Consider the following 21,471-nt stretch of genomic DNA (forward strand, 5'->3'; position numbering starts at 1 on the left):
TTCATTCTTTTCACATGTTCATTCGCAATGGCTTTATCTCTTGCATTTGATCAGAGTTGGTACTACGGATTCATTTGGGCTGGCCTCATTTTACCAGGATTAATAACCAATGCCAGAAAGGTGCTTCCATTCTGTTTTTACACAATGACCAAAGTCATGATCAATTTCCTTGGCACAAACGCCTGATTTCCTAATTCCCCAATCACCTAATTCCCAGCGCTTCGCGCTACCCACGTCCTATTTTACCCTCCCGTTTCCACCCAATTTCATAGCATGGAAGCGGTTATTATACCCGAAATTCAGAATGAGCTCAATGCTTTGGCTCAACGCTATGCAGGTCAGTTTCAGCGAAAGGTCAAAGAAGTATTAGGGCAGAATAAATTCAAAGGCTCAGGAGAACTGCAGCAATCAGTTAAGGTGCGTGTTGTGCCGGCCACGCCTCAAACGGCTCCCAGAATAGAGGTAGACTATGCAGAACACGGTGAGCTCATTGGTAAGAGAAAACTGATCTACACCAAATTTGCCAATGTAGACGCCATGCTCAGGTTTGTTCAATCTGGAAAATTCAGGATGAAGTCCGTTCCTGGTTATGCGCCCGGAGTAGTACCGGCCATCAACGAAGAATCTAAACAAAGGAGAATAGCCTTTGCCATGGCCAAGAGCAGGTTCGGAGAACACCGCAACAAAGCCAAGCGATGGAAAAAGGAATCTCTTCCTGAACTGCTCAGGGAAATGAATAGAGAATTAGCAACCGTTTGGGCTAATAAAGCTGCTGAATTAGTCGCGCAAACGCTCACCACTAAACCATATAGTAATGGCTAAGGCAAATATTGAGATTGTTCTCTCTAATGGAGAAAAGGCTGGTAATTCAATCAACAAACTCAGACAGCAGGCTAATGCTCTTACCAAAGAGATCAATAAGTGGGATGTAGGAACCAAGGAGTTTGAGAAAGCTCAGGCAGATCTTCAAAAGGTTGCACCAAAACTCAAGGCGCTTAGGCAAGAGGCATATGGGTTAAGTCAGGCTAATCAATCAGTAGTATCAACATTCTCCCAATACATTCCCTTTGGTGGTTCCCTCCGGAGCATGGCGGCCGGAGCTCGTACCGGTGTAGTAGCCTTTAAGTCACTCAGAGCAGCTATTGCCGCTACTGGTATTGGTCTCTTAGTATTGGCTATTGCCAGTGTGGTTTCCTGGTTCAAGCGAACCGAACAAGGCGCGCAAACCCTTCGGGTGATCATGGCGGGGCTTGGTCAGTTTGTAGACTCATTTATGGATATTATCACCGGTTTGGGCGAAGCAATCTTCAAGGCCTTCAGCAATCCTAAAGAGGCGGTTATTGGTTTGTGGGAAATCATCAAAAGTCAGGTCATCAATAGGGTTACCGGTATTATCGATACCTTCAGATTTTTGGGTAAAACCATCGAGTCTGCCTTTAACCTCGATTGGGAAGGAGTAAAGAAAAACGCTGCTGCAGCAGGCGAAAGCATTGCTCAATCCATTACCGGGGTAGACGATGTGGGTAATAAGCTGGTAGCTACTTTCAACAAAGCCAAAGATGCCATTAGCGGCACCTTCTCAGAACTCAAAAACGATGCTCAGGCCGCAATGGCTCTGGCACGGGATGAGAATAACCTCCGGGTAAGGAATCGTGAATTTTTGGTAGAACAGGCTAAATACGAAGCTGAAATAGCCAAGTTGAGAGAATACGCCACAGACGTAACTCGTACCGATCAGGAAAGGCAACAGGCTTTGGCTGAATCTGCCAGGCTACTCAATGAACTTTCAGATAAAAAGATAGCCCTCAAGGCTGAAGAGCTCAGAATACTCCAAGAGCAACAAGCCATTTCCATTACCGATGAAGAAGGCTATGAAAAAGAAGCTCAATTGCAGGCAGAGCTTATTCGCTTGCAGGAGGAACGTGCCGCCACCATGAGGCGAATCACCTCTCAGGAATCTGCCCTTAGAGATAAGATAAACCGCGAGACTGAAGCCGAAGCCAAAAAGACTGCAGAAACCGAGCTCAAAATTGTCCAGGAGCTGGAAGATCTCAAGATTGAGGCCATGCAGGAAGGCGAAGAAAAAGCTATTGCCGAAAAGGAACTCCAGTTCCAGCGTAAAATCGAAAACCTCATTGGCACCGAAGAGCAGATCAAGGAACAGGAAAAACTACTGCTCGAAATCAAAGAGCAGGAGCTGCAGGAGATTCGAGATAAGTATGCAGGTGAACGTAAGAAGAAGGAAGATGAGGAAAGAGACGCCCGGTTAAAAAAGGAGCAGGAAGATGCTGAAAAGCGCAAGAAAATTCAGGAGATATACAATACTGCGCTTGAAGATATCGAAAATGCTAAGCGGGAAACCTTCCAAACCACCACAGCAGTTCTGGCCGATCTGCTTGAACAAGACGCCAAGAATGTAGAGATAGCCAAAGGCATTCGTAAAGCAGCTGCTTTAGTAGATATTGCCCTCAATCTGCAGAATCAAATTTCAAACATAAATCTTACGGCAACTCAAATTGCGGCTACGATCCCCCCCCCTTTCGGAGTAGCTATTTCAAAGGCTTACTCAATTGCCTCTAAGACAGCAGCCATTGCCGGAGCAATCAGCCAGGCCAATGAGGTGCGAAAAATGGAAGATGGTGGTTTACTCGTTGGTCCCCGCCATTATAATAGAGGTATTCCGGCCACCATCACATCAACCGGTGAACCAATAGAGCTGGAAGGTGGCGAATACGTTCTCAGAAGAACGGCAGTGCAAGCCTTAGGCACTCCATACCTCGATTTCCTGAACAGCCGTAAATACGAAGCCGGTGGGCCAATCAATCCTTTTAGTAGGTCATCGGTAACCACTACTGCAGCACCAACTCAGGGAGCCTCCAGTTCCTCCGGAGCAGATAGCCAAACAGCCGCTGCAGCAGACAACTCCATGGCCATGCTTCAGGAATTCCGCGCCTTCCGCCAGGAGGTAAGCACCTGGCAGCGCAATCTCAAGGTCAACAATAACCTGCAGGAGGTAAAGGGCGGACTTACCCAACTCAATAATCTTCAAGATCAGAGTGAGGTCTGACTCCTCCTGCTTCGCCACAATGCCTTTGCCGGTAGGCAGGCTTGCCCTCCTTTACGGGAGGTGTCCCGATAAATCGGGACGGAGGGGTACTGCCCCTGTTTGGTACGATTTTAGCACGTACTAAACCATAACCAATCAGTTAACTATCTTTAGATTCAAACATTTTAAACCTAAAGAACAGTTAACATGAAAAAGATTTTCAACCTTGTTTTGGTGGCCATGGTAATTGGCTGCATGTTTTTAGCCTGTGATGACTCAACCGACACTGATGCATTTATCGATATTCAGTCTATTACTGCAGATACCACTTCAGTTCAACTCAAAGATCTTCGTAATGATGGAGGTGAGCGGAAAGATTCTACCATTTGGGATTAAGCTTCAAGGTTTTACAGAAAGACAATTAAGGTGTGGCTATTGTGGCTTACACCTTTTTTTGTTTAATTACATCGCCCAATTCTACAATAAACCATCAGACGCATGAAAAAACTTCTCACCATTGTAGCCATTTCTCTTTTAATATTAAGCTGTTCAAAAACTTCTGAGAAAGACCTGGCCATAGATTTAAGGGTAAAGGAAATAGTTAAAGTCAGTGCCCGGCTAGATGCTGCCGGAAAATACGATTCTGCCCTAATTAATACAGTAGATGCTATTGCCCTGCTCAAAACCATGGATGCTCCCGACAACAGGAGAATCTATCGGTACTATCGCAATCAGGCTAAAATGGCGGAGATGATTAAAAAGCCACGGTTGGCTGTAATATGTGCCGACAGTGCTTTGGTATACCTAAACAAAACCAGAAAGAGCGAGATAGATGATTGGGAGTTGGAAGAGTTTGGTTTGTTAAAGTTCAAAGCAATGTATTTGAGGTTGGCCGGAGAGTACCAGAAAAGCACAGATATTACTCTGGAGCTTCTCAAAAAGGCAGAGAATGAAGAAAAGTTTGCCCAGTATAGAATTCAGTTGGTCAACCAATTAGGGCTGGCTTATTACGAATTGGGAGATCAGGATAAAGCCCAAACTTATTTTCTGGATTTACTGAAAAACCCTACCATACCAAACTTAGACATGGCCTTTTATTATAAAAACCTAGCTAGGTCATACGCAAGGCAGGGCAATGAGATTTCAGCCAGAGATATGCTCAACCACGCTATGGCCACCATGCCGAAAGATGAGAAAAATGCAATCTACTATTTCGATCTTCTGAATGAAGCTACCGCTATGTATGTGGCGTGGGAACTACCAGCTGAAGCATTGAGGGTGGCGAATGAAGCACTAGAGCATTATCAGCTCATTGAATCTTCCCCTCAGCTCTATTCACTATACCGGCACAAGGCCAATGCACATTTTGCATTAGGTCAACTTCAGGCCGGCAATGAGAGTAATCGTATTTTCGATAGTCTTGAGCAGCAGCATAAATTTAAAAGTGCCCTGGTAGATGAGAAGTTTGAACTCTCTATGCTGATGGCCAAAACCGAAAACTATAAGCTTCAGAAACAGATGACTAGCGTGGTAACAACCCGTAACTTCTGGTTTAAATGGGGTCTTATAGCCATAGTAGTTGTGCTCAGTGCCCTCCTGATTAGAGAAGTGGTGAGTAACTTCCGCGCATCTCAAATTCAACAGAAAGCCAGAATGTAAAATGAAAAAGCTATTATTAATACTATTGACATTGCCATTCACAGCGTTTGCGCAGGAGAGAATATCTAGAGATAAGCCTCAGGTGAGTTTCGAAAATATCGGAGAATTAAAGGAGGCCACTGGATGGATGCTTAATCCAGAAGGAGATTGGGTATCTCTGCAAAACACAATTCCTGTTTACCTATCAGGGGAATACAAGAGTTTACTCACTTACGAGCAATACGGTTTAGGCACTGATAATTTCATTAGCTACGAGCTGAGAGAAGGTTCTTTTGGAAATCAAGAATTCTATGTGCTATTGAAAAAATTTAGAAGTGGCTATTACAACTACCCTACAATAAAAGAAGAATGGAGATCTAATGAGAGTATTTATGCCTATGTCTTTGCTAAGTCTGAATTGAATAAAATCTCCACTGTTAAATTCGATCAGATAAACATGGTTGAGATTAATCTACTCGATATGGTTGAGCTCAGATATGTTAGTAGAGATGAAAACCCTATTGAGTTGATCGAATCTAAGATGGACATACCAGGTAATTCAAAGCTCATGGATAAGTTTAGCCTTGTGCTACATTTTGCACCATACCCTGACAAAGGTATTATTCAGTTTCAGATATATGCCAAATATGGGAAGTCAGGGAGTATTGTAAGTGGAATAGTCAGTGAGCACAAACCTGGAAACGCAAAAATCTATTTGAAAGAGAAGCTCTTTGAGCATTGCTACTACGAAACTGACTATGCTAATTTTCTGAATTTCCTTCCTTTGAACAAGCGTGATTAGAGAGTCCTCACCCTTACCAAGGGGAGGAGTGGCGAAGCCGGGGATCATTTCCCTTTAATCAACTCCTTCATGGTATCCAACCAACCGCGCTGGTTAATCTCCTGAATATCCATTAGGGCCTGTTCAGTTTCTGCCAGGCGCTCTAGCAAAAGTTCAATCTGCTCATCCTTATCTAGTGTGCTGGTTCGGCTCTTTATCTTTATTAACTCAGCTTTCTTCCAGGCTTTGGATTGATATACTGTTTCCGGATCCTGAATATTTCTTTCAGCCACTTTCAGCATTTCACCCTCTCCGGAAACAACCCAGTCCCAATTGATATGTGGGAATTTTTTTCGCAACTGTATTAGCTCAAGGTTATCGAGTTTGGGACCTCCTTCCTTCAAAACACTTCTAACGCGCTCATGCTTAACCTGCATGATGTGCATTAAATCCTTCTTGTACTTAAGTTCTCCGGATTCTTGAAGGTGTTCTACAGCTTCTTTAAATCGCTGATTCTCGGTCATTGACGGTGATTATTGTAAAAAGTGTAAAAATATTTCCCAATCATGGTTGATTTGTGGGAAATATTTTCCCACATTTGATACATCAATACAACAATACAATGATACAAAAAAGAGGCCAAAAGAGAGTAGTGTTAGAAAATGGCACTGAAATAAAAATTTGGGATACCGGCTTTTACATTCTGGGGCCAATGAACCTACCACCTTTTGAGGTGATGGTTGAAAACTTTATCAAGCACTTAGAGGCTTGCGATGCAGCAAAGGAGGGCTCAGACCATGCCGTGTAATTCGCTCAGTATATGCTTCTCAATCAACGGATATGCAGGGTCATTGTTAAATGCTGCCCAAAAGCCAAGTGGTTCGCTTGCATGCTTCTTATTGGTTATTGAAAGCATTAGCCGGCTGTGGGTGAGGTCTTCATTTACGATAGTCTTAAACAAACATATAACCTCACTATCCAGCACTGTGCAGAAAGCAAAAGGTTGGTTTGTTGTATGCCTCTCCAGGTATTGTGCCACGGTAAGGTTCTCCAATTGGGGCATTGGTGGCCAGTTGGCCATTTCTTCAAACACCTCCATTTCATCGAGGTACAATCGGGTGTGTCTAAACGCCTTCATCAGCAGAATCAGAAAATACAATAATACAATAATACAATGAGTGAAAACAGCAAAAGAAAACTCGGGGCGCCTCTGATGCTCCGCCCCTTTGAGGACCAGCGGGAGCGCTTCGAAGAATTTGCCACCAAAGAAAACAAGCGGCTGGTAAACGAGGGCAACAAGCCCAAAACCGATAGCGACCATGCCCGCTTCATCTTTGAGCAAGGCCTGGAACAATTAGGCTATGAACTTTCCTCCCCTTACCAAGGGGAGGTGGCGCAGCCGGTGGGGTCAGAAAGCGAGGTGTCCAATGGGTGATCAGTCTACTACTGTAGATGCCTTCTTAAAGTCAGGAGATCTTAAAGAAGCATTTAACAACTACCTGGAGAAAATGGGATTGGCCAAAGGCCAGTTAGACTCCATTCAATACAGAGAGTTGAAGAGAGCTTTTTACGGTGGCGTTTCATCGCTATTGCTAATCACTCTAAACCTTCCTGAAGGTGATGAAGAGTCTTTCAAGGTGATCGATAGTATTGAGACACAATGCCAAATCTTTTGGGAAAGCGAGGTGTCCAATGGCTAAGAAGATCCTGATCAAGCTAACGGGCACCAATCTGGAGCTACACAAAGAAGGGTTTCGTATTGGTGAAACCATTGAGGTATCCAGTATCGATGCCCAGGGGAAAGCCTGGACTGGTAGAGATGGCCACGATGTGGTCATTTATCCCGATGACTATGTACGAGTTTAGATAATTGACCATTGACCAATGACTAATGACCAATTACCCAATTCACCAATTCCCTAAAACCAGATGGCCATTCACAAAGCAGCTCTCTTCGAAACTCGCTCCAAAATGCCATCGGAGTGGCTCAAAGCCAACCCATGGCCGGCAGACCCGGAGAACATACTTGGGCTAAAGAAATACAAAGAGTTAGCCGACAAAAAGGAGGCCATGCTCAAAGCCAGAAATGCCGCAGGGCTACTCTGGATAATTAACCACCCATGGCCACAGCTACCGGGTGCGGCAGACGAAAACAGGTTCTACAAAAAACTACCGGCTTCGCTGGAAAAATATGCAGACAACTATGGAAGACAACAATCAAAAGAAACTATCTGAAGGCCTACAGCCAATTACTCAAAGTGTTCTCAACGAGCATGTAGGAGGTCATTTGAAAGCCTTCGTTTCTGTGAGCACTAATAATAATCTGATTGTAAGTGCTGGTTTGGCAGAATACTCAGGTTTAAAAAGTGGTGATAACGTGTTTATACAAACAGGAGATGGAATGTTGGTAATCAGCACGAAGAGAGAAACTTCAGATCAGGTGCCATTCAGACTTACCAATGTAAATGGAGATACAAGTGCCATACAGTTCAAGTCACTCCTATTGAAGAGGCACCTGGATAAGCTCAACAACATCGAGACTAAAAAGACCTACCGGTTCAATCTGAATAATTACTCCAGCCCTGTGGAGTGGCCTCTCATTCTAAAGTTAGAAGATTCAACTCATAAAGATTGACCAATGACTAAGTCCAAACCTATCAACGAAACTCACGAGCTGCTCAACATCATTCGCAGCATTAAGGGAGACATAACGCAGGGCAATGCTTCCAAAGGCCTATGGCCAACGGTGCTCAACCTGGAGGTAAATCTTAAGAACAAGGTTTTCAGCCCTAGAGATGTAAGGTATGTGGCCATTGCCAACCGTGCAGACAAGCTGCAGAGGCTTCTTCCAAAGTCGGTCGATGATTATACGCCAAAGCATCACCGCATTGTAGACATCATAACCCTTGTAAGCAACCCCATTCATGCCTAGTACCATAACACTATACGGCCCACCCAATGCAGCATTGGTGGCCAAATACAAGCGGTGGGGCTACACCCATGTAGAATTCAAACCCCGTCCGGAACATGACACCGGCCTTGGCCCATGTGGCAAGTTTCAATGCAGTTGCGAGTCTTCTTGCGAGGCTCAGGAAAAGAGTAAAATAGGAAATCGGTGATCAGTAAACACTGATAACTGATAACGAATAACAGATAACTAACCCCAAAATCATGTCAGACAAATTCACAACAGAAATTTTGGCCGAAGTAAAGATGATACAGCAGATGATCATCATCGGCCACTATACCCCCGGACCGTCATTGCGAGCGAACGAAGTGGAGCGCGGCAATCTCCCGGATGAAACTCCCCAGGTAGAGGAGCAACCGGCAAAAACACCGGCAAACCTCTACCTTCACCTAGCCATCTTCTGGCTCACTGGCTCACTCCCCTTAGAGTTGATAGAATGGTTGGGTGCCCTAAGAACAGAACGACAGCGCCTCACCCAACAACAATGGCAGCGCATTGCCCTGGCCTTTATTGCCCTGGAGATAGACCAGCGCAAGCACGAACCAGGAATGGGAATACTACTCATTCAGGCAGAGAGAAAAAGGCAGATTGTAAGAGGCTACACCACTGCCAGAGATCTATCGCTCTACCGTTTTAGAGATGACCTTTTACGCTTTGCCATCTACCGCCTCACAGACAACAAGCAGTTCTATCCATGGCAGCACAACCTAATGATTAACGAAAAACAAGGTCACGATCTGACCGAGCGCATCATCCAGTCCGGAGCCATTCTCCTGGCCCACGACACCATGAAACTCGCAGCCGGCCAACACAGTACCACGGCCTGTCATTCCCGAGAAGGCGGGATTCTCCAAGAACAAACTGAGGGGTCTACAGAAAAGGAGGTCTCATGCTAACCCCAATTACCGAACTCATGAAAACCCCTGAGCCCGTAGTAATGCCCCGTTTCCGGGTAGACTGGGTAAACCCTCATGCCAAGCTCTTGCAAGAAAACACGGGGCATGAAATACTAAGAGCCTGGGATAAGCCAATGGCCAGAAGTCTGTTTAACCAGATTTACCCAAGGCTGCTGGCTACAACCATCACAGAAATAGAAAGCGAGGTATTGAAATGAAAATTGGAACAAAATCAATCCTTATAGGTGCGCACTGCTTTTTTATACACCCTTGGTTTGTTGCCTATTCGTGGTATAAACTGTATGGTTTCCCTTTTGATCCACGTTTATGGCTGGCCTTCTTCGTTCATGACCTGGGTTACATTGGCAAGCCTAATATGGATGGTGAGGAAGGGGAGCTACACCCTTATTGGGGAGCTAACCTCATGGGTTTTCTGTTCGGCTTTAAATGGTTTGAGTTTACCCTTTATCACTCCCGATTTCTGGCGAAAAAGAATGGCGCTAGCTTCTCCAAACTTTGTGTAGCAGATAAACTCGCCATCGTATACACGCCCTCTTGGCTATACCTTCCAATGGTTAGAATGACTGGTGAAATTCATGAATATATGAAAGATTCCGAAAGAAATTCTAACGGAACTATTGAGGTTCAGTCTTCTCAAAAACTATGGTTCAAAATGGTAAAGGAATATGTCTGGAGGTGGGTTCAAGAGCATAAAGATCTTAGGGAAGACAGTTGGACACCAACTCAGCGTGAAGCAGTTAATCAAAACGGAGTATGGAAATGAATCTACTATCCGACACCAACAGCATCTACAGCAATGGCATCAATGCCACAGCTGAAGAAGTACAGCAAGCACTGCAGCAGGAAAAAGTTACCCTCAACCGACCTGAGGTGATAAGCAAACTCAACTTCCTGGCAGAGATGAAGGGTCTGGAATTACCCCTGAACAGACCCAAAACCATTAGACAATACGCCATCACGAAGATCCGTGAACGCGCCTACGATAATACAGCTCGGCAGACGGCCGTGGCTACCATTTAATATCTATTTAATAAATCAGGCCTCTTCCAGCCTCGACCGCTGGAAGGGGAACAAAGCAGCCCTCATACGGAGCGTTGCGCCAGGTGTTAGGAGCCGGGCACCCTGTCAACAGACAGGCTTTTTCATACAATAGTTTTTATCAATTCCCCGGACTCAGCGCGAAAAGATCCGGGGATGTTTTCTCACATCAACATTAAATAGTTCAGATATGAAACTTAAAACGTATTCCCCTCAAAACTTACCTGTAGTTATCACAGGTCAACCGTTAATCAGAATCAATGTAAAGTCTGGTTTAATCTCATTTAGTAAAATGGCTGTAAAGGAATTGGGCATTAGCAGCAGTCATGGGCTTCAATTTCATCAAGATGAAGATAGACCTCAAGACTGGTATGTAAGTATATCAGCTTATAGTGAACCAGATTGCTTTAGCATTCGGGTGAAGGATCACAGCCTATCATTTAACTGTCGTGCATTAGTTCAGCAAATTCAAGACAGCATTCCAAATACTAAAGGGATGAAATCATTCAGAATGAATTTATCTACAACTCCCATGGATGTAGACGGTATGACTCTATACTCAATAATTACTAAAAGTGCTGCAGCCTAAATAATGAACCACTCCACCAAACTCTGGAAGCTAGGCATTATGAAGCAGCGATTTACGGAGCTGCAGGAGGGGCTGCTTGGCCGGCCCTATGATAAGCGTCTGCAAAAAAAAATACACCAAATACGCAAGCAGATGATCAGGTTTATTAAAGCGCATCGGCTAGATCACTCCAGCGTGAGCTCATGCCTCAGTAGGGAGGAAAAGAAGAGCCTTGCGCTCAGTAGAAATAGAGATAGAAATCAGAAAACAGTAAATCAGTAATTATGGCATTATGTTTTGAATCAGTAAAAGTTGCTTACACTGTCTTTAATCAGGTTAAGAATAAGCACATACCAAATTTGTTAATACCCGCCTTTCCAGAGGATACTGCCGATTGGAGTCAAGAAGAAAAATCGAATCCTAGGAGGAATATGGTATGCGGCTATGACCAAAAGTACGACAACGGTTGGGAAAGCCTTTTCTTCTATGTAGAAGACCCAACGGAGGAACTGAAAGCAGACTTTCAGGAATGGGCAAAAGCAGTGCCTAATACTAGTATTTCAAGGTTAGACAAAGAGTCAGGTTACTGGAGGTTCGGTTGGTTTTAAAGAATAATAGCAATGAAATCAAAAACCCACCGACTTATAGATTCCCGGTGGATGGTGTTCCAAACCATCTACGCCACCAGACCAGCATTTGAAGTAGCGCTAACAGAGTACCTATTAGAGAAATGCAATGAGGATAATGAATTGAGCTTTCCGAAAATTGTATTCTTAGCCAAAGAGTTTGCCAGAAACTACAAGGGCATAAAATGTAAAATGATGCTCAAGGTTAAGCCAGCAGCCAACATCATTGGTAAGCCGGAAATCAAGCCTTATAAGCTAGAGATTAATGTGGTTCGCAGCACTGGCCGATTCCCCTTTCTCACATTCCACTTGTCTGGTGTCGATTACATAGGCAACCCATGTTCAGATAAAGAAGGTCATCAGACAGAAACAATACTACTCCATCTGGTAGAGACAGATAGTGAAACAGCAATTATAAAAACCCCAACACAACAACAGCTCCAATCACAGATTGACACTTTTAATCGGGCTTATAAAGTAGGGGAGAAGGTTGAGGTTTATAACTGTAATTCTCCGGAAACATTCCTAGATGAAATCAAGAGTGAGGCTACAATAATGGGAGGTCATACAGCCATCACCTGGTTAAAGGAAAAAGGTTGGTGGGATCTATCATTCGTAAAAGGGCCAGCACCGCCATTCTAACACACCTCCAAGTCCTAATAATCAAATTTCACAATCACAAAATTGAAAACTATGGAAAAGATATCTGTCAATGTCGAATTCCTTTTCGAATTAATAAGCAAAATCCATTGGGTTAATAGTGTGCCTGAATGTTTGCCTGATAAAATTAGAGGATCTGAGCAGTGGATTTGGGTTGATAAAAATGGCAACGTATTCGAACGTGGAGCCGATTTCGAGGCTGCTGTAAAAGCCGATTCATACCCTTGTAAGGTATATAGGGTCGTTCCAGTTTCCGATGCCTATACATAGTCTCAGTACTTAGCACTCAATACTCAATACCATTTACCCAAACCCCCAAATTCCCCAAATGCCATACTTCGAACACGATGAGATACTAAAACGGACCAATGGTGGTCTCGATATTATCATTCACCTCTGCCCTGCTGCTGCCAAATGCGTTGGCAACAACCGCCACTTTAAATTGAGAGAAGATGAGAATACCCCGAGCACCAGTATAAAGCAAATGCCAGATGGCAACTGGATTGCTACCGACTGGGGTGGTTCGGGCAAAAGTGCTGATTCGGAAAAACGAAACGCCATCCAGCTCTGGCAACACGTGAAAGGAGTAGACTACAAAACTGCCCTGGAGCAGATTGCCATTCAGTGGGGCATAATGCCGGAGGAGCAACTCAAACAAGTTCGCAAACCGGATTTCAATTCTAGAGATGCAAAACCAGATGAAAAAGAAGGTACCTATACTTTCGATTTTTACAAGCTGGAAGAGATGCCTAAAGAGTGGCTTTCAGTATTGGGGCCTTATGCCAAAATAGAGAAAATGGCCTATTACCATTGGCATGCAGTAAAGAGCTATTCCATGGTAAAGAACGGAAAGGTAATGACCTGGAACAGCCGCGAGAATTATCCTATCCTGGTTATTCATGAAGAAGGCTTTAAGAAGATCTACCAACCACTGGCATTCGAGAAAAAAGACCGTTTCCGTTATGCCGTAGATAGTGAGAAGGACACCAACTTCATTCACGGTCTGGCTCAGGCAAAGAAATGGTACCTAGATAACAATAAGTGGGAGGCTCCTGACTATAAAGAAACTGAAGAAGATGCTGAAAGCAAGGAAGACAGAAAGGAAACCAAAATTCCTGAGCTCATCATCTGTAGTGGTGACCGTGATGCACTGAACGTTGCCGGCATGGGCTACTTTGTGGTTTGGAAGAACTCAGAGAGTGCCAAGATCACCGGCAAGCAGATGATGGACATGCAGAAGTATGCCGAGAAGATCTACAACCTGCCAGACATAGATAACACCGGTATTATCCAGGGCCATAAGCTGGCCATGATCTACATGGATATTCACACCATTTGGTTGCCGGCAGAACTGAGAAATGCCAAAGACTGGAGGGGCAACCCGCGTAAAGATCTGCTAGACTTCTGCGAGTGGAAGCGAGACAGAGCAAGCAGTGAGTTTAAGCAGTTGCTTCGCATAAGCTACCCAATGAAGTTTTGGGATAGCTACGTGAACAAGAATGGAAAGATCACTTATGAGGTACGTGACACCTATATGTTCAACTTCCTTTCCAGGAATGGATATTACATCTACAGAAAGGAGGGAGTAAAGGAAGACTTCATTTTCATTCATGTTGATGGAAATATAGTGGCAGAAGTGAATGCTATAGACGTAAAGAAGTTCGTAATCCGCTTTCTGTTCGAAAGGAGAGAAGACATCAAGCTTCGCGATTTCTTCCTGAGAACACCAAGGCTCAACCCTTCAGCCCTTACAGATCTGCACGAGACTGAGTTAGACTTTCGCAGCTACTTTAAAGATGGCCGCATCTACTTCTTCAGTAATGGCGCTTTTATGGTGTCGGCCGATGGTATTGAGAAACTGAAACCAGGTACCATAGATAAGTATGTATGGGAAGAAAAGGTGTTGAAGAATGGACTGAAGAAAGGCTTCCAGATTGAAAAGCCATTCTTCAAAGTCACCCACTTTTTAGATGAAGATGGTAAGCAGGTAATTGAAGATTTGGAGATACTGAATGATGATTGCGAGTTCTTCCGCTACCTCATTCAGACATCGAGAGTACACTGGCAAGCGGAACTGGAAGATCGGTTAGATAACCTTCCACCCAAAGAGAGAAGGGCATACCTGGAGAAATACAAATTCAGCATAGAAGGGCCTAATCTGGAAGCTGAAGAGATCCGCGAGCAGAAGCTGCAGCTGCTCAATAAAATGTATGTGATAGGCTACGTAATGCACCGCAACAGAAAGCGTAGCCGCCCATGGGTGCCACTGGCCATGGACTACCGCCTGAGCGATGCCAATAAATCTTTCGGTGGATCCGGAAAGTCTATGATCTTCGAAACGGGCCTTTTTGCCATGAGCCGAATGGTGAAGATAAACGGTAAGGACAAAAAGCTCTGGACTCAAGAGCACCTATTTACCGAGGTAACCAAAGACACCGACTTTATCCTGTTCGATGATTTGGATGAATACTTCGATTTTCGAATGTTGTTCACTTATACGTCAGGATCGTTTTCTGTTAACCCAAAGTTCGGCAAACGCTTCACTATGAGTAATGATGAAGCCCCATTGATTGTAGGCACTACAAACTATGGATTAAGAGATACCACCCCCTCCATTCGCAGGCGCTTGTTCCCTATGCTTTTTAGTGATTACTATCACCTGGCAGGCGATGGCTACAGAGAACACCGGGAAATCAATGCAGAATTTGGCCATGATATTCTCGATGAAGACACCACTCCTGAAGAGTGGAACCGCTTCTACAATTTTATGATGCAGTGCCTGCAGTTGTATCTGCAGTTGCCTAAACCGGTGTATCCGCCAATGAGCCAGATGGAGCTTAGGAACCTTCGTAGCAAAATGGGCGACACTTTCTTCTATTGGGCTGAGGTCTTCTTTAGCCCTGCAGGTGATAACCTGAACAAAGAATTGGTGAAAGCTGAAGTGATGGAAGAATACCAGAAGGAAGTAGGAGGTAAATTCAAACTCAGCTCTCAAGGCTTTAAAGATAAGCTAGAGGCTTATTGTATGTATTCAAACCTCACCTACAACCCTCTCCCAACAGATGAGAGGAACAACAGAATCATTCGCTTGCACAACGGCAAAACCACGGAAATGATTTTCGTGGCCACAGAAGACTGGATGGCCAATGAAGACAAGCGTCAGGCAGATCAGGAAATAGATAACAACTTAAAACAGATATCAGATGAGTTCTAAACCGGCAACAATCGAAGATCTCTGCAAAGAGAACTATCCCATCTTCCTGAAGCACCCTCAGGAGTACCTACTCATTAAGATCACTGAGATGACAATTTTCACCGTACGCGTGGTGCTGCTCGATGAGGGCTACTCATTCGAACACAAGCGAAAGAAGAAGACCTATAAGTGTGAGAATGACTTTGGAGAAGCCCTGGATAAACTGGTTGGCTTTAACCTCATCACGGAATATGACTACATGGTGGCTTTGCGCGACTACTTCCACAAAGAGCACGAAGCAAGAGAACGGTTCCGTCCGGTATATGAACAGTTTTTAACCCAATACAGAATGAATAACTAAACAATTAGGAGCATGGATATCAAAGAAATAGACAAGCAGTTTTTTAAGCATATACGGCCTAAAAAAGGTGCACCAAAAAACCTGCTAGACTTGGATCTGAACGATGTAACAGTTGCCTTCCTAGAAGCCAGCTGTATTTATGATTTCAATAAATGGAATGACTGTGAGTATTATGAGGCCATGAATGAAGAGGAGAAAGATGGAATAGGTATTAATCACATCTATGTTGCTTTTAATGATGAAAAGCAAGCCGAAATCTTCGTTGTTACTGATTTGAATTTTTGGTTCAATGTTGAGAATAAGGAAGTTTATTTTCAGTTCGATAAACCAGAGGGTGAATACGAAGGTGAAAGACTTTCTCCTTATATAGGAGTTGAACTCCCTGATACTGTAAGAGAGCTATGCGCTCTTTACTGCAAGTTCAAATTTCATCTCTTATCAATAATTGTGGCAAAGCGAAGGGAAATAGAGAGTTGGATTGATGAAATGCATAACCCTAAGCCAATAGTTTTTGATCCTGATGAACTGGTTGAGTGTACTAGTTGTGGATTTGTTCACAAAGGAGCAGATAGGATTAAGAACAATAAAGAGGGTGTTCCAAACACCTTTTGTCCCAGATGTGGACACGACTGCTTTTATCCGGAAGACCGTGAAGACCTACCCTTTTAGCCATGGAAATTCTATCAATCATCTGGTCACTGGTTAAGGTGTTATGCTTTGGGTATGTGGCATTCATCTATTTAAGAAAGATATTTCTACCTAAAGAGCGCAGATACAAGCGCCATGCTTGGCGTGTACGGGTAAATGGTCTGGTAAATTTCGTACAGCGCAATCTCAGACGCCTCAACCCCAATTATGACCCAAGAATGGAAGACTTTTTTAGAAAGCTGGAGAAGCGAAAGTCTACCAATGACTAATTCACCAATTAACTATTGACCAATTGACCCCCGAAGAGGCACAGAAGATATTGAACAGTAACTCCTCCGGTAGATCTTATACCAGAGAAGAAGCTGCTGCATGCCTCTTAAGGCTTCAACGGTTGGCCAAAGCCAGAATTAACGAGCGTCCGCCTGCTATAATGAAGGTTAATCGTTAATTTGTACAACACTCAATTCAACATCATGGAAAATACTAACCAGGTAATCATCTATGCCCGCGTGAGCTCCGATGATCAGAATAAAAATTTCTCAATTCCGGATCAGATAGATTTCATGAAAGAGGCAGTTGCCAGAAGAAACGAAGTGCTGGCCGGTGAATATATAGATGATGGCTATAGTGCTAAGAGCTTCGACCGCCCAGACTGGAGGCAGCTGAAGAGAGATATATCCCGGTTAAATGTGAGCAAAGTTTATGTGCTCAAATGGGACCGTTTCGCCCGGCATGTAGAATTTGCTCTCACTGAGATTCGCATTCTAAAGGGCAAGGGAATTGAAGTGAATGCTATTCTCGAACCCATCGATTTCAATATTCCCCAATCGAAATATCAGCTCAATACTTATCTCACTTCCGGAGAGGTGGAGCGTGAGCAGATTGCCCTTCGTACTTCCATGGGTATTAACAGATCCCTGAGAGAAGGTTACTGGCCAAACATGGCCCCTATTGGTTATGACAATCACAAGATCAACGGGCGCGGTAGCCTTATTCCTAATAGTGATGCCAAGATTATCCGCTACATATTCGAAGAGTTCTCCAGACAGGTGCTCACACAGGCGGAGCTCAGAATTCAGGTAAGAAGGGTGTATGGTAAAGACATTAAGGAAAGCACTATGAGCGATCTACTCCGGAGAATTGTATATGCCGGAAGGGTGCATGTGCCGGCTTTTGCTGGAAGGCCAGAGCTGATCAGGGAGGCCATTCACGAACCTATTATTTCTTTCGAGCTATTCGAGAAGGTGCAGCGCATCCTCAAAGGAGGCAATAAGGCTAACAGAATGCCTAAAGTATCTCAGGAGCAACTCCCGCTGAGGGGCTATCTTGAGTGCCCCAGCTGTGGATCCAAACTTACTGGATCGGCCAGCAAAAGCAGAAACGGATCCTACCACCATTACTACCACTGCAGAAAGCCCTGCAAGACCAGATTCAATGTTGGTCAGGTGCATGAATCATTCTACTCATTTCTTAGTGATATCCGTCCACCGGAAGAAGAGCTGAGGTTGTACGAGCTCGTTCTGCAGGAAGAACTCAACGATCATAAGAAGCATATCAGATCGGCCATGGCCACTGCAGAGAGAAAACTAACCAAGCTGGAGGAGCAAATCAGCCAGGCACAACGAAGGGTTTTCCTGAATGAATTGCCGGTGAGCATTTTCGAGGCTGAAAAGGCCCGGATAGATGTGGAGATTGCCAACCTGAAAGAGTCTATTACCGCCAACAAGCGCCAAAGCACACTGAACCAGGAATGGATTGCAGGCAGCGTTGAAGCGCTGGCCAATCTACCTAAATGGTTCCGTGATGGTGACCTCGATCTCCAACGTGAGATACTTGGTTCGACATTCCCCGAAAAGCTGATTTATGACGGAAAAGAATGTCGAACCACAAAACTCAACGGGCTAATATCCTTCCTACGCAATGAAAACGAAGATTTTGGCTGGTCAGAGACAAAAAAAGAGCCTTCTCAGAAAGAAGGCTCCGTGGCAGTACCTAGGGCCGGAGTCGAACCGGCACGCCCGAAGGCATTGGTGTTTGAGACCAACGCGTCTACCAATTCCGCCACCTAGGCATCTATGAAATTGGGTGTGCAAAAATGAGTAAAGATTTTTTATTAAACAACCTTGAGGTTGAGGAAAATTGATGAATCTGTCATTCCGGAATTTTTCGTCTCAAATTCAAAAAGAGAAGAAAAATATCCGGAATCTCTTTTTAAAATATCGCTCATGAGATACCGGATAAAATAGCCCCTGCTTGAATGTATGGACTATTTTTTCCGGTCTGACGTTCTTATTTCACCTCAATCACTTTTTTGGAAGAGAATGCCACTGGTTTATCGGCAAACTTACTTTTGGTGGCTTTCCAAACTTCTGCAAACAAAGCGGAGTGTCTGTAGCGATTGAGGTGTTCTTCAGATTCCCAGTAACTGTAAGTAACAAAAATGTGAGGAGTGTTAAAGTCTTGAAGCAGTTCCAGGTGTTTGCATCCTTCGAAGTGGCGAATCTTCTCTTTGGTGGCATGAAACAAATCCAGAAAAGCCTCAACTTCTTCCGGTCTAAAGGTCATTCGAACAACTCGTATCAGCATCGGAGGTAAAAGTTATAGACCAAAGTTCGATTCTTTTTGCGAACACACAAACAGGAGTGGCAGGCATTAATCTTCGAACTGAATGGTAACGGGGCTATCATATTCCAGCCCCAATAATTGACTGCCATTGCCCTGGTTAATGCCCAGCATCATTTTTTCACCGTCAGTAAAGACTACGAACACATCGCCAGGGTCAACTTCATTTATGCTTTTTTGAACCGTATGGGCTTGTTCGCGACCAAAATAAATGACATACTTTCTTTCCCGGCTAAGTATGTCAAAGTCTACTTTTTCTATGTTGGTGATTAGGTTACCGTAGCGGTCTACATGAATCACATGGCCGGAAATTTCTTTCTTAGTAGCCCTTGATTTTCGTTTCACATACTGTTTGAACGACTCGGTTACTTCTCCCAGACTCTCAGGAGAAGCGCCTTTGGCCAGTTTGCCCACCAGTGCCGGTACTTCCCGATAGGCATTTTTCTTTATGCTGAGTTTTATGGCATGGCCGGGAATTCTTTCCGAAATAAGGCTGAGAATACCACTATCAGGCACCACAAAAAAGTGCTTCTCTACTTCGGCCAGCAGGTAGTCTTGTGAAGAGGCTGCTGAGGCTTCGCCTCCAATCAGGTGGATGGTTCCTTCGGGAAAATCCTGAAAAACAGAGCCAACTGTATGCGCCAAATGAGCCAAATCGAATGGTCTGATTTGATGCGAAATATCAATGATGTGAGCTTCCGGATGTTCGGCTAATATTCGGGCCTTGCATTGCGCCACATAATGGTCACTCAGTCCAAAATCTGATGTGAAAGTGATAAGGGTCATAAGTGACTTTGGCGTTTATTCTATAATTTAGTGAAAGCAAAATTATTGAAAATTTAAGCATAGACAATCATTCATAAGCGTCTGAAAATTTGGTAGAAAAACTCATTACACTCGATAATATTACTATGGTCGACTTCCTTGGTGTAGGGAATGAAAACATCAAAGAAGTGGCCTCGGCTTTTCCCAAGAGTAAAATTGTTTCTCGTGGCAATGAATTGCTCATTAAGGGTAGTGCTTCTGAGATTATTCAGATCAATGATATTGTTCAGTCGTTGGTTAAGCATTACCATAAATACGGCAAAATAACCCACGAGAGTGTACAGTCTTACGTGCGCAGAGAGGTTCATCACCTCGATAAAGAAGGGCAAGACGATATTTTGGTGTACGGCAATCGGGGCAATGTTATTAAACCCAAAACCCGCAATCAGAAAGCCCTTGTAGAGGCTGTTAATAAAAACGATTTGGTTTTTGCCATTGGTCCGGCCGGCTCGGGCAAAACCTTTATTTCTGTAGCCATGGCTGTGAGAGCACTCAAAAATAAAGAGGTACAGAAAATAATCATTACCCGGCCCGCTGTGGAGGCCGGTGAAAACTTAGGGTTCTTACCCGGAGACCTCAAAGAGAAGATCGATCCGTATTTGAGGCCAATTTATGATGCGCTTGGCGACATGATTCCGGCCGAAAAGCTGAAGTTCTATCAGGAGAATAATATTATAGAAATAGCCCCTTTGGCCTATATGCGTGGCCGTACATTGAACAATGCTTTTGTTTTACTCGATGAAGCTCAGAACACTACATCCATGCAAATGAAAATGTTTCTGACGCGCATGGGCCCCAACTCCAAGGTTATTGTAACTGGCGATAAGTCGCAGGTAGACTTACCCAGGCATCAACATTCGGGCCTGGCAGAAGCAGTAAGGCTTTTGAGTAACGTAAAGGGCATTGTTACCGTAGAGTTGGATACTAAAGACGTGGTACGCCACAAATTGGTGAAGGAAATTATTAATGCCTACGACAAACCAAACAACAGCAGTGATAAGAGTAAAGAAAATAGAGAGTCAACAGGAGCTTGATCAGGCCTTCGATATTAGAAGAGAGGTGTTTATTGTAGGTCAGAATTGTCCTGAAAAAGACGAATTCGATGAGTTTGATGAGAATGCCACGCACTTCATTGCTTTTGTGAAGGGTGAGCCGGCAGGAACATGCCGCTACCGGGAAACCAACAAGGGTTTGAAGCTGGAGCGTTTTGCTGTGCTGGAAGCCTACAGAGGGCAAGGGGTTGGAAAACGCCTGGTACAAACGGTGTTGGGTTATATTGAAAAAGAAAACCTTGCTCCGGGTACATTGCTTTATTTACACGCTCAGGTAGATGCTATGGGCCTGTATTCTCGTTTTGGTTTCGAAAAAGTAGGTGAGCGCTTTTTTGAAGTAGGTATAGAGCACTTTGAGATGCAAAAGACCATTGAAGGCTAAAGCGATTAACCTTTACTAAGCAACCATTCAATGGCTAGCTCATATGCTTAGGCCATTGCACTTAAAAGAGTGTAAATTGGCTTGGTTGTTATAACCCATCAATTCCTTAAACTTTTTTGCAACAGGTAAATTCAATAACTTCATAG

General features: G+C 44.1%; 33 protein-coding genes, 1 tRNA gene and 1 pseudogene. 29 read left to right on the forward strand and 6 right to left on the reverse strand.

What is annotated here, in order from left to right:
* The first annotated feature begins 273 nt into the window (after positions 1-273).
* The 5 genes from IE164_RS10130 to IE164_RS10150 all read left to right on the forward strand — a co-directional run bounded on the left by IE164_RS10130 (position 274) and on the right by IE164_RS10150 (position 5,486).
* Positions 274-822 carry a hypothetical protein gene (locus tag IE164_RS10130; RefSeq protein ID WP_189630127.1) on the forward strand — a complete coding sequence of 183 codons (549 nt, stop codon included), beginning with the start codon at positions 274-276 and terminating at the stop codon, positions 820-822.
* The gene (locus IE164_RS10135) at positions 815-3,067 is read left to right on the forward strand and encodes a hypothetical protein (protein ID WP_189630128.1); all 2,253 of its coding nucleotides are present in this window, start codon (positions 815-817) and stop codon (positions 3,065-3,067) included. Before IE164_RS10130 ends, IE164_RS10135 begins: the two co-directional genes overlap by 8 nt.
* Positions 3,068-3,253: 186 nt before the next feature.
* Positions 3,254-3,442, forward strand: a complete 189-nt coding sequence (locus IE164_RS10140) for a hypothetical protein (protein WP_189630129.1) — start codon at positions 3,254-3,256, stop codon at positions 3,440-3,442.
* A 102-nt stretch (positions 3,443-3,544) separates the two neighbouring features.
* Complete coding sequence (locus IE164_RS10145) at positions 3,545-4,705, forward strand: tetratricopeptide repeat protein (RefSeq protein WP_189630130.1); 1,161 nt, start codon at positions 3,545-3,547, stop codon at positions 4,703-4,705.
* Position 4,706: 1 nt separating this feature from the next.
* Positions 4,707-5,486: a hypothetical protein gene (locus IE164_RS10150; protein ID WP_189630131.1), complete on the forward strand. Its 780-nt coding sequence runs from the start codon at positions 4,707-4,709 to the stop codon at positions 5,484-5,486.
* A 44-nt stretch (positions 5,487-5,530) separates the two neighbouring features.
* On the opposite strand, the gene IE164_RS10155 is transcribed toward IE164_RS10150, so the two are convergent.
* Positions 5,531-5,989, reverse strand: a complete 459-nt coding sequence (locus IE164_RS10155) for a hypothetical protein (protein ID WP_189630132.1) — start codon at positions 5,987-5,989, stop codon at positions 5,531-5,533.
* Positions 5,990-6,087: 98 nt separating this feature from the next.
* Between IE164_RS10155 and IE164_RS10160 the strand changes: the two genes are divergently transcribed.
* Positions 6,088-6,273, forward strand: a complete 186-nt coding sequence (locus IE164_RS10160) for a hypothetical protein (protein ID WP_189630133.1) — start codon at positions 6,088-6,090, stop codon at positions 6,271-6,273.
* On the opposite strand, the gene IE164_RS10165 is transcribed toward IE164_RS10160, so the two are convergent.
* The gene (locus IE164_RS10165; protein WP_189630134.1) at positions 6,256-6,603 is read right to left on the reverse strand and encodes a hypothetical protein; all 348 of its coding nucleotides are present in this window, start codon (positions 6,601-6,603) and stop codon (positions 6,256-6,258) included. The genes IE164_RS10160 and IE164_RS10165 overlap by 18 nt on opposite strands.
* A gap of 75 nt (positions 6,604-6,678) precedes the next feature.
* Between IE164_RS10165 and IE164_RS10170 the strand changes: the two genes are divergently transcribed.
* The 21 genes and pseudogenes from IE164_RS10170 to IE164_RS18640 form a co-directional block, all read left to right on the forward strand.
* Positions 6,679-6,900: a hypothetical protein gene (locus IE164_RS10170; protein WP_189630135.1), complete on the forward strand. Its 222-nt coding sequence runs from the start codon at positions 6,679-6,681 to the stop codon at positions 6,898-6,900.
* On the forward strand, positions 6,893-7,165 hold the full coding sequence (locus IE164_RS10175; protein WP_189630136.1) for a hypothetical protein: 273 nt from the start codon (positions 6,893-6,895) through the stop codon (positions 7,163-7,165). The genes IE164_RS10170 and IE164_RS10175 overlap by 8 nt, the downstream gene beginning before the upstream one ends.
* Positions 7,158-7,331, forward strand: coding sequence for a hypothetical protein (locus tag IE164_RS10180; protein WP_189630137.1), 174 nt, complete (start codon positions 7,158-7,160; stop codon positions 7,329-7,331). Before IE164_RS10175 ends, IE164_RS10180 begins: the two co-directional genes overlap by 8 nt.
* Positions 7,332-7,394: 63 nt before the next feature.
* A complete protein-coding gene (locus tag IE164_RS10185) occupies positions 7,395-7,700 on the forward strand; it encodes a hypothetical protein (RefSeq protein ID WP_189630138.1) in 306 nt (101 codons plus the stop codon).
* Entirely contained in the window at positions 7,669-8,100 is a 432-nt protein-coding gene (locus tag IE164_RS10190; protein WP_229838631.1) for a hypothetical protein, read from the forward strand. The genes IE164_RS10185 and IE164_RS10190 overlap by 32 nt, the downstream gene beginning before the upstream one ends.
* A 3-nt stretch (positions 8,101-8,103) precedes the next feature.
* Entirely contained in the window at positions 8,104-8,397 is a 294-nt protein-coding gene (locus IE164_RS10195) for a hypothetical protein (RefSeq protein WP_189630140.1), read from the forward strand.
* The gene (locus tag IE164_RS10200; RefSeq protein WP_189630141.1) at positions 8,390-8,584 is read left to right on the forward strand and encodes a hypothetical protein; all 195 of its coding nucleotides are present in this window, start codon (positions 8,390-8,392) and stop codon (positions 8,582-8,584) included. The genes IE164_RS10195 and IE164_RS10200 overlap by 8 nt, the downstream gene beginning before the upstream one ends.
* Before the next feature lie 52 nt (positions 8,585-8,636).
* Positions 8,637-9,329: a hypothetical protein gene (locus IE164_RS10205; RefSeq protein ID WP_189630142.1), complete on the forward strand. Its 693-nt coding sequence runs from the start codon at positions 8,637-8,639 to the stop codon at positions 9,327-9,329.
* A gap of 17 nt (positions 9,330-9,346) precedes the next feature.
* Positions 9,347-9,547, forward strand: coding sequence for a hypothetical protein (locus IE164_RS10210; RefSeq protein WP_189630143.1), 201 nt, complete (start codon positions 9,347-9,349; stop codon positions 9,545-9,547).
* Complete coding sequence (locus IE164_RS10215; RefSeq protein ID WP_189630144.1) at positions 9,544-10,113, forward strand: hypothetical protein; 570 nt, start codon at positions 9,544-9,546, stop codon at positions 10,111-10,113. Before IE164_RS10210 ends, IE164_RS10215 begins: the two co-directional genes overlap by 4 nt.
* Positions 10,110-10,370: a hypothetical protein gene (locus IE164_RS10220; protein WP_189630145.1), complete on the forward strand. Its 261-nt coding sequence runs from the start codon at positions 10,110-10,112 to the stop codon at positions 10,368-10,370. The genes IE164_RS10215 and IE164_RS10220 overlap by 4 nt, the downstream gene beginning before the upstream one ends.
* A gap of 208 nt (positions 10,371-10,578) precedes the next feature.
* A complete protein-coding gene (locus IE164_RS10225; RefSeq protein ID WP_189630146.1) occupies positions 10,579-10,977 on the forward strand; it encodes a hypothetical protein in 399 nt (132 codons plus the stop codon).
* 3 nt (positions 10,978-10,980) lie between these two features.
* The gene (locus IE164_RS10230) at positions 10,981-11,238 is read left to right on the forward strand and encodes a hypothetical protein (protein ID WP_189630147.1); all 258 of its coding nucleotides are present in this window, start codon (positions 10,981-10,983) and stop codon (positions 11,236-11,238) included.
* Between the two features lie 2 nt (positions 11,239-11,240).
* The gene (locus IE164_RS10235) at positions 11,241-11,564 is read left to right on the forward strand and encodes a hypothetical protein (protein WP_189630148.1); all 324 of its coding nucleotides are present in this window, start codon (positions 11,241-11,243) and stop codon (positions 11,562-11,564) included.
* A gap of 12 nt (positions 11,565-11,576) precedes the next feature.
* Complete coding sequence (locus IE164_RS10240; protein ID WP_189630149.1) at positions 11,577-12,224, forward strand: hypothetical protein; 648 nt, start codon at positions 11,577-11,579, stop codon at positions 12,222-12,224.
* 51 nt (positions 12,225-12,275) lie between these two features.
* The gene (locus IE164_RS10245) at positions 12,276-12,512 is read left to right on the forward strand and encodes a hypothetical protein (RefSeq protein ID WP_189630150.1); all 237 of its coding nucleotides are present in this window, start codon (positions 12,276-12,278) and stop codon (positions 12,510-12,512) included.
* A 58-nt stretch (positions 12,513-12,570) separates the two neighbouring features.
* Positions 12,571-15,456, forward strand: a complete 2,886-nt coding sequence (locus IE164_RS10250) for a hypothetical protein (protein ID WP_189630151.1) — start codon at positions 12,571-12,573, stop codon at positions 15,454-15,456.
* Positions 15,446-15,796 carry a hypothetical protein gene (locus IE164_RS10255; RefSeq protein ID WP_189630152.1) on the forward strand — a complete coding sequence of 117 codons (351 nt, stop codon included), beginning with the start codon at positions 15,446-15,448 and terminating at the stop codon, positions 15,794-15,796. The genes IE164_RS10250 and IE164_RS10255 overlap by 11 nt, the downstream gene beginning before the upstream one ends.
* A gap of 12 nt (positions 15,797-15,808) precedes the next feature.
* Positions 15,809-16,465 carry a hypothetical protein gene (locus tag IE164_RS10260; protein ID WP_189630153.1) on the forward strand — a complete coding sequence of 219 codons (657 nt, stop codon included), beginning with the start codon at positions 15,809-15,811 and terminating at the stop codon, positions 16,463-16,465.
* A 2-nt stretch (positions 16,466-16,467) separates the two neighbouring features.
* Entirely contained in the window at positions 16,468-16,713 is a 246-nt protein-coding gene (locus IE164_RS10265; RefSeq protein WP_189630154.1) for a hypothetical protein, read from the forward strand.
* A gap of 204 nt (positions 16,714-16,917) precedes the next feature.
* A pseudogene (locus tag IE164_RS18640) lies at positions 16,918-17,646 on the forward strand (recombinase family protein); the annotation flags it as partial.
* Between the two features lie 30 nt (positions 17,647-17,676).
* On the opposite strand, the gene IE164_RS10275 reads toward IE164_RS18640, so the two are convergent.
* From IE164_RS10275 to IE164_RS10290, 4 genes are all read right to left on the reverse strand, one after another.
* Positions 17,677-17,895 carry a hypothetical protein gene (locus IE164_RS10275; protein ID WP_189630155.1) on the reverse strand — a complete coding sequence of 73 codons (219 nt, stop codon included), beginning with the start codon at positions 17,893-17,895 and terminating at the stop codon, positions 17,677-17,679.
* Positions 17,896-18,433: 538 nt separating this feature from the next.
* A tRNA-Leu gene (locus IE164_RS10280) sits at positions 18,434-18,515 on the reverse strand.
* 218 nt (positions 18,516-18,733) lie between these two features.
* Positions 18,734-19,030 carry a putative quinol monooxygenase gene (locus IE164_RS10285; protein ID WP_189630156.1) on the reverse strand — a complete coding sequence of 99 codons (297 nt, stop codon included), beginning with the start codon at positions 19,028-19,030 and terminating at the stop codon, positions 18,734-18,736.
* A 66-nt stretch (positions 19,031-19,096) separates the two neighbouring features.
* On the reverse strand, positions 19,097-19,852 hold the full coding sequence (locus IE164_RS10290) for an SAM hydrolase/SAM-dependent halogenase family protein (RefSeq protein WP_189630157.1): 756 nt from the start codon (positions 19,850-19,852) through the stop codon (positions 19,097-19,099).
* Between the two features lie 89 nt (positions 19,853-19,941).
* On the opposite strand from IE164_RS10290, the gene IE164_RS10295 reads away from it, so the two are divergent.
* On the forward strand, positions 19,942-20,925 hold the full coding sequence (locus IE164_RS10295) for a PhoH family protein (RefSeq protein ID WP_189630158.1): 984 nt from the start codon (positions 19,942-19,944) through the stop codon (positions 20,923-20,925).
* The gene (locus IE164_RS10300) at positions 20,885-21,325 is read left to right on the forward strand and encodes a GNAT family N-acetyltransferase (RefSeq protein ID WP_229838633.1); all 441 of its coding nucleotides are present in this window, start codon (positions 20,885-20,887) and stop codon (positions 21,323-21,325) included. The genes IE164_RS10295 and IE164_RS10300 overlap by 41 nt, the downstream gene beginning before the upstream one ends.
* Positions 21,326-21,471 lie beyond the last annotated feature (146 nt).

This window comes from Roseivirga thermotolerans, assembly GCF_014653175.1.
Classification (GTDB): Bacteria; Bacteroidota; Bacteroidia; order Cytophagales; family Cyclobacteriaceae; genus Roseivirga; species Roseivirga thermotolerans.

Excerpts from the sequence above, each read along its gene's own strand:
- IE164_RS10130 (WP_189630127.1), top strand. The coding sequence starts at position 274 with ATGGAAGCGGTTATTATACCCGAAATTCAGAATGAGCTCAATGCTTTG.
- IE164_RS10135 (WP_189630128.1), top strand. The coding sequence starts at position 815 with ATGGCTAAGGCAAATATTGAGATTGTTCTCTCTAATGGAGAAAAGGCT.
- IE164_RS10140 (WP_189630129.1), top strand. The coding sequence starts at position 3,254 with ATGAAAAAGATTTTCAACCTTGTTTTGGTGGCCATGGTAATTGGCTGC.
- IE164_RS10145 (WP_189630130.1), top strand. The coding sequence starts at position 3,545 with ATGAAAAAACTTCTCACCATTGTAGCCATTTCTCTTTTAATATTAAGC.
- IE164_RS10150 (WP_189630131.1), top strand. The coding sequence starts at position 4,707 with ATGAAAAAGCTATTATTAATACTATTGACATTGCCATTCACAGCGTTT.
- IE164_RS10155 (WP_189630132.1), bottom strand. The coding sequence starts at position 5,989 with ATGACCGAGAATCAGCGATTTAAAGAAGCTGTAGAACACCTTCAAGAA.
- IE164_RS10160 (WP_189630133.1), top strand. The coding sequence starts at position 6,088 with ATGATACAAAAAAGAGGCCAAAAGAGAGTAGTGTTAGAAAATGGCACT.
- IE164_RS10165 (WP_189630134.1), bottom strand. The coding sequence starts at position 6,603 with ATGAAGGCGTTTAGACACACCCGATTGTACCTCGATGAAATGGAGGTG.
- IE164_RS10170 (WP_189630135.1), top strand. The coding sequence starts at position 6,679 with ATGCTCCGCCCCTTTGAGGACCAGCGGGAGCGCTTCGAAGAATTTGCC.
- IE164_RS10175 (WP_189630136.1), top strand. The coding sequence starts at position 6,893 with ATGGGTGATCAGTCTACTACTGTAGATGCCTTCTTAAAGTCAGGAGAT.
- IE164_RS10180 (WP_189630137.1), top strand. The coding sequence starts at position 7,158 with ATGGCTAAGAAGATCCTGATCAAGCTAACGGGCACCAATCTGGAGCTA.
- IE164_RS10185 (WP_189630138.1), top strand. The coding sequence starts at position 7,395 with ATGGCCATTCACAAAGCAGCTCTCTTCGAAACTCGCTCCAAAATGCCA.
- IE164_RS10190 (WP_229838631.1), top strand. The coding sequence starts at position 7,669 with ATGGAAGACAACAATCAAAAGAAACTATCTGAAGGCCTACAGCCAATT.
- IE164_RS10195 (WP_189630140.1), top strand. The coding sequence starts at position 8,104 with ATGACTAAGTCCAAACCTATCAACGAAACTCACGAGCTGCTCAACATC.
- IE164_RS10200 (WP_189630141.1), top strand. The coding sequence starts at position 8,390 with ATGCCTAGTACCATAACACTATACGGCCCACCCAATGCAGCATTGGTG.
- IE164_RS10205 (WP_189630142.1), top strand. The coding sequence starts at position 8,637 with ATGTCAGACAAATTCACAACAGAAATTTTGGCCGAAGTAAAGATGATA.
- IE164_RS10210 (WP_189630143.1), top strand. The coding sequence starts at position 9,347 with ATGAAAACCCCTGAGCCCGTAGTAATGCCCCGTTTCCGGGTAGACTGG.
- IE164_RS10215 (WP_189630144.1), top strand. The coding sequence starts at position 9,544 with ATGAAAATTGGAACAAAATCAATCCTTATAGGTGCGCACTGCTTTTTT.
- IE164_RS10220 (WP_189630145.1), top strand. The coding sequence starts at position 10,110 with ATGAATCTACTATCCGACACCAACAGCATCTACAGCAATGGCATCAAT.
- IE164_RS10225 (WP_189630146.1), top strand. The coding sequence starts at position 10,579 with ATGAAACTTAAAACGTATTCCCCTCAAAACTTACCTGTAGTTATCACA.
- IE164_RS10230 (WP_189630147.1), top strand. The coding sequence starts at position 10,981 with ATGAACCACTCCACCAAACTCTGGAAGCTAGGCATTATGAAGCAGCGA.
- IE164_RS10235 (WP_189630148.1), top strand. The coding sequence starts at position 11,241 with ATGGCATTATGTTTTGAATCAGTAAAAGTTGCTTACACTGTCTTTAAT.
- IE164_RS10240 (WP_189630149.1), top strand. The coding sequence starts at position 11,577 with ATGAAATCAAAAACCCACCGACTTATAGATTCCCGGTGGATGGTGTTC.
- IE164_RS10245 (WP_189630150.1), top strand. The coding sequence starts at position 12,276 with ATGGAAAAGATATCTGTCAATGTCGAATTCCTTTTCGAATTAATAAGC.
- IE164_RS10250 (WP_189630151.1), top strand. The coding sequence starts at position 12,571 with ATGCCATACTTCGAACACGATGAGATACTAAAACGGACCAATGGTGGT.
- IE164_RS10255 (WP_189630152.1), top strand. The coding sequence starts at position 15,446 with ATGAGTTCTAAACCGGCAACAATCGAAGATCTCTGCAAAGAGAACTAT.
- IE164_RS10260 (WP_189630153.1), top strand. The coding sequence starts at position 15,809 with ATGGATATCAAAGAAATAGACAAGCAGTTTTTTAAGCATATACGGCCT.
- IE164_RS10265 (WP_189630154.1), top strand. The coding sequence starts at position 16,468 with ATGGAAATTCTATCAATCATCTGGTCACTGGTTAAGGTGTTATGCTTT.
- IE164_RS10275 (WP_189630155.1), bottom strand. The coding sequence starts at position 17,895 with ATGCACCTGACCAACATTGAATCTGGTCTTGCAGGGCTTTCTGCAGTG.
- IE164_RS10285 (WP_189630156.1), bottom strand. The coding sequence starts at position 19,030 with ATGCTGATACGAGTTGTTCGAATGACCTTTAGACCGGAAGAAGTTGAG.
- IE164_RS10290 (WP_189630157.1), bottom strand. The coding sequence starts at position 19,852 with ATGACCCTTATCACTTTCACATCAGATTTTGGACTGAGTGACCATTAT.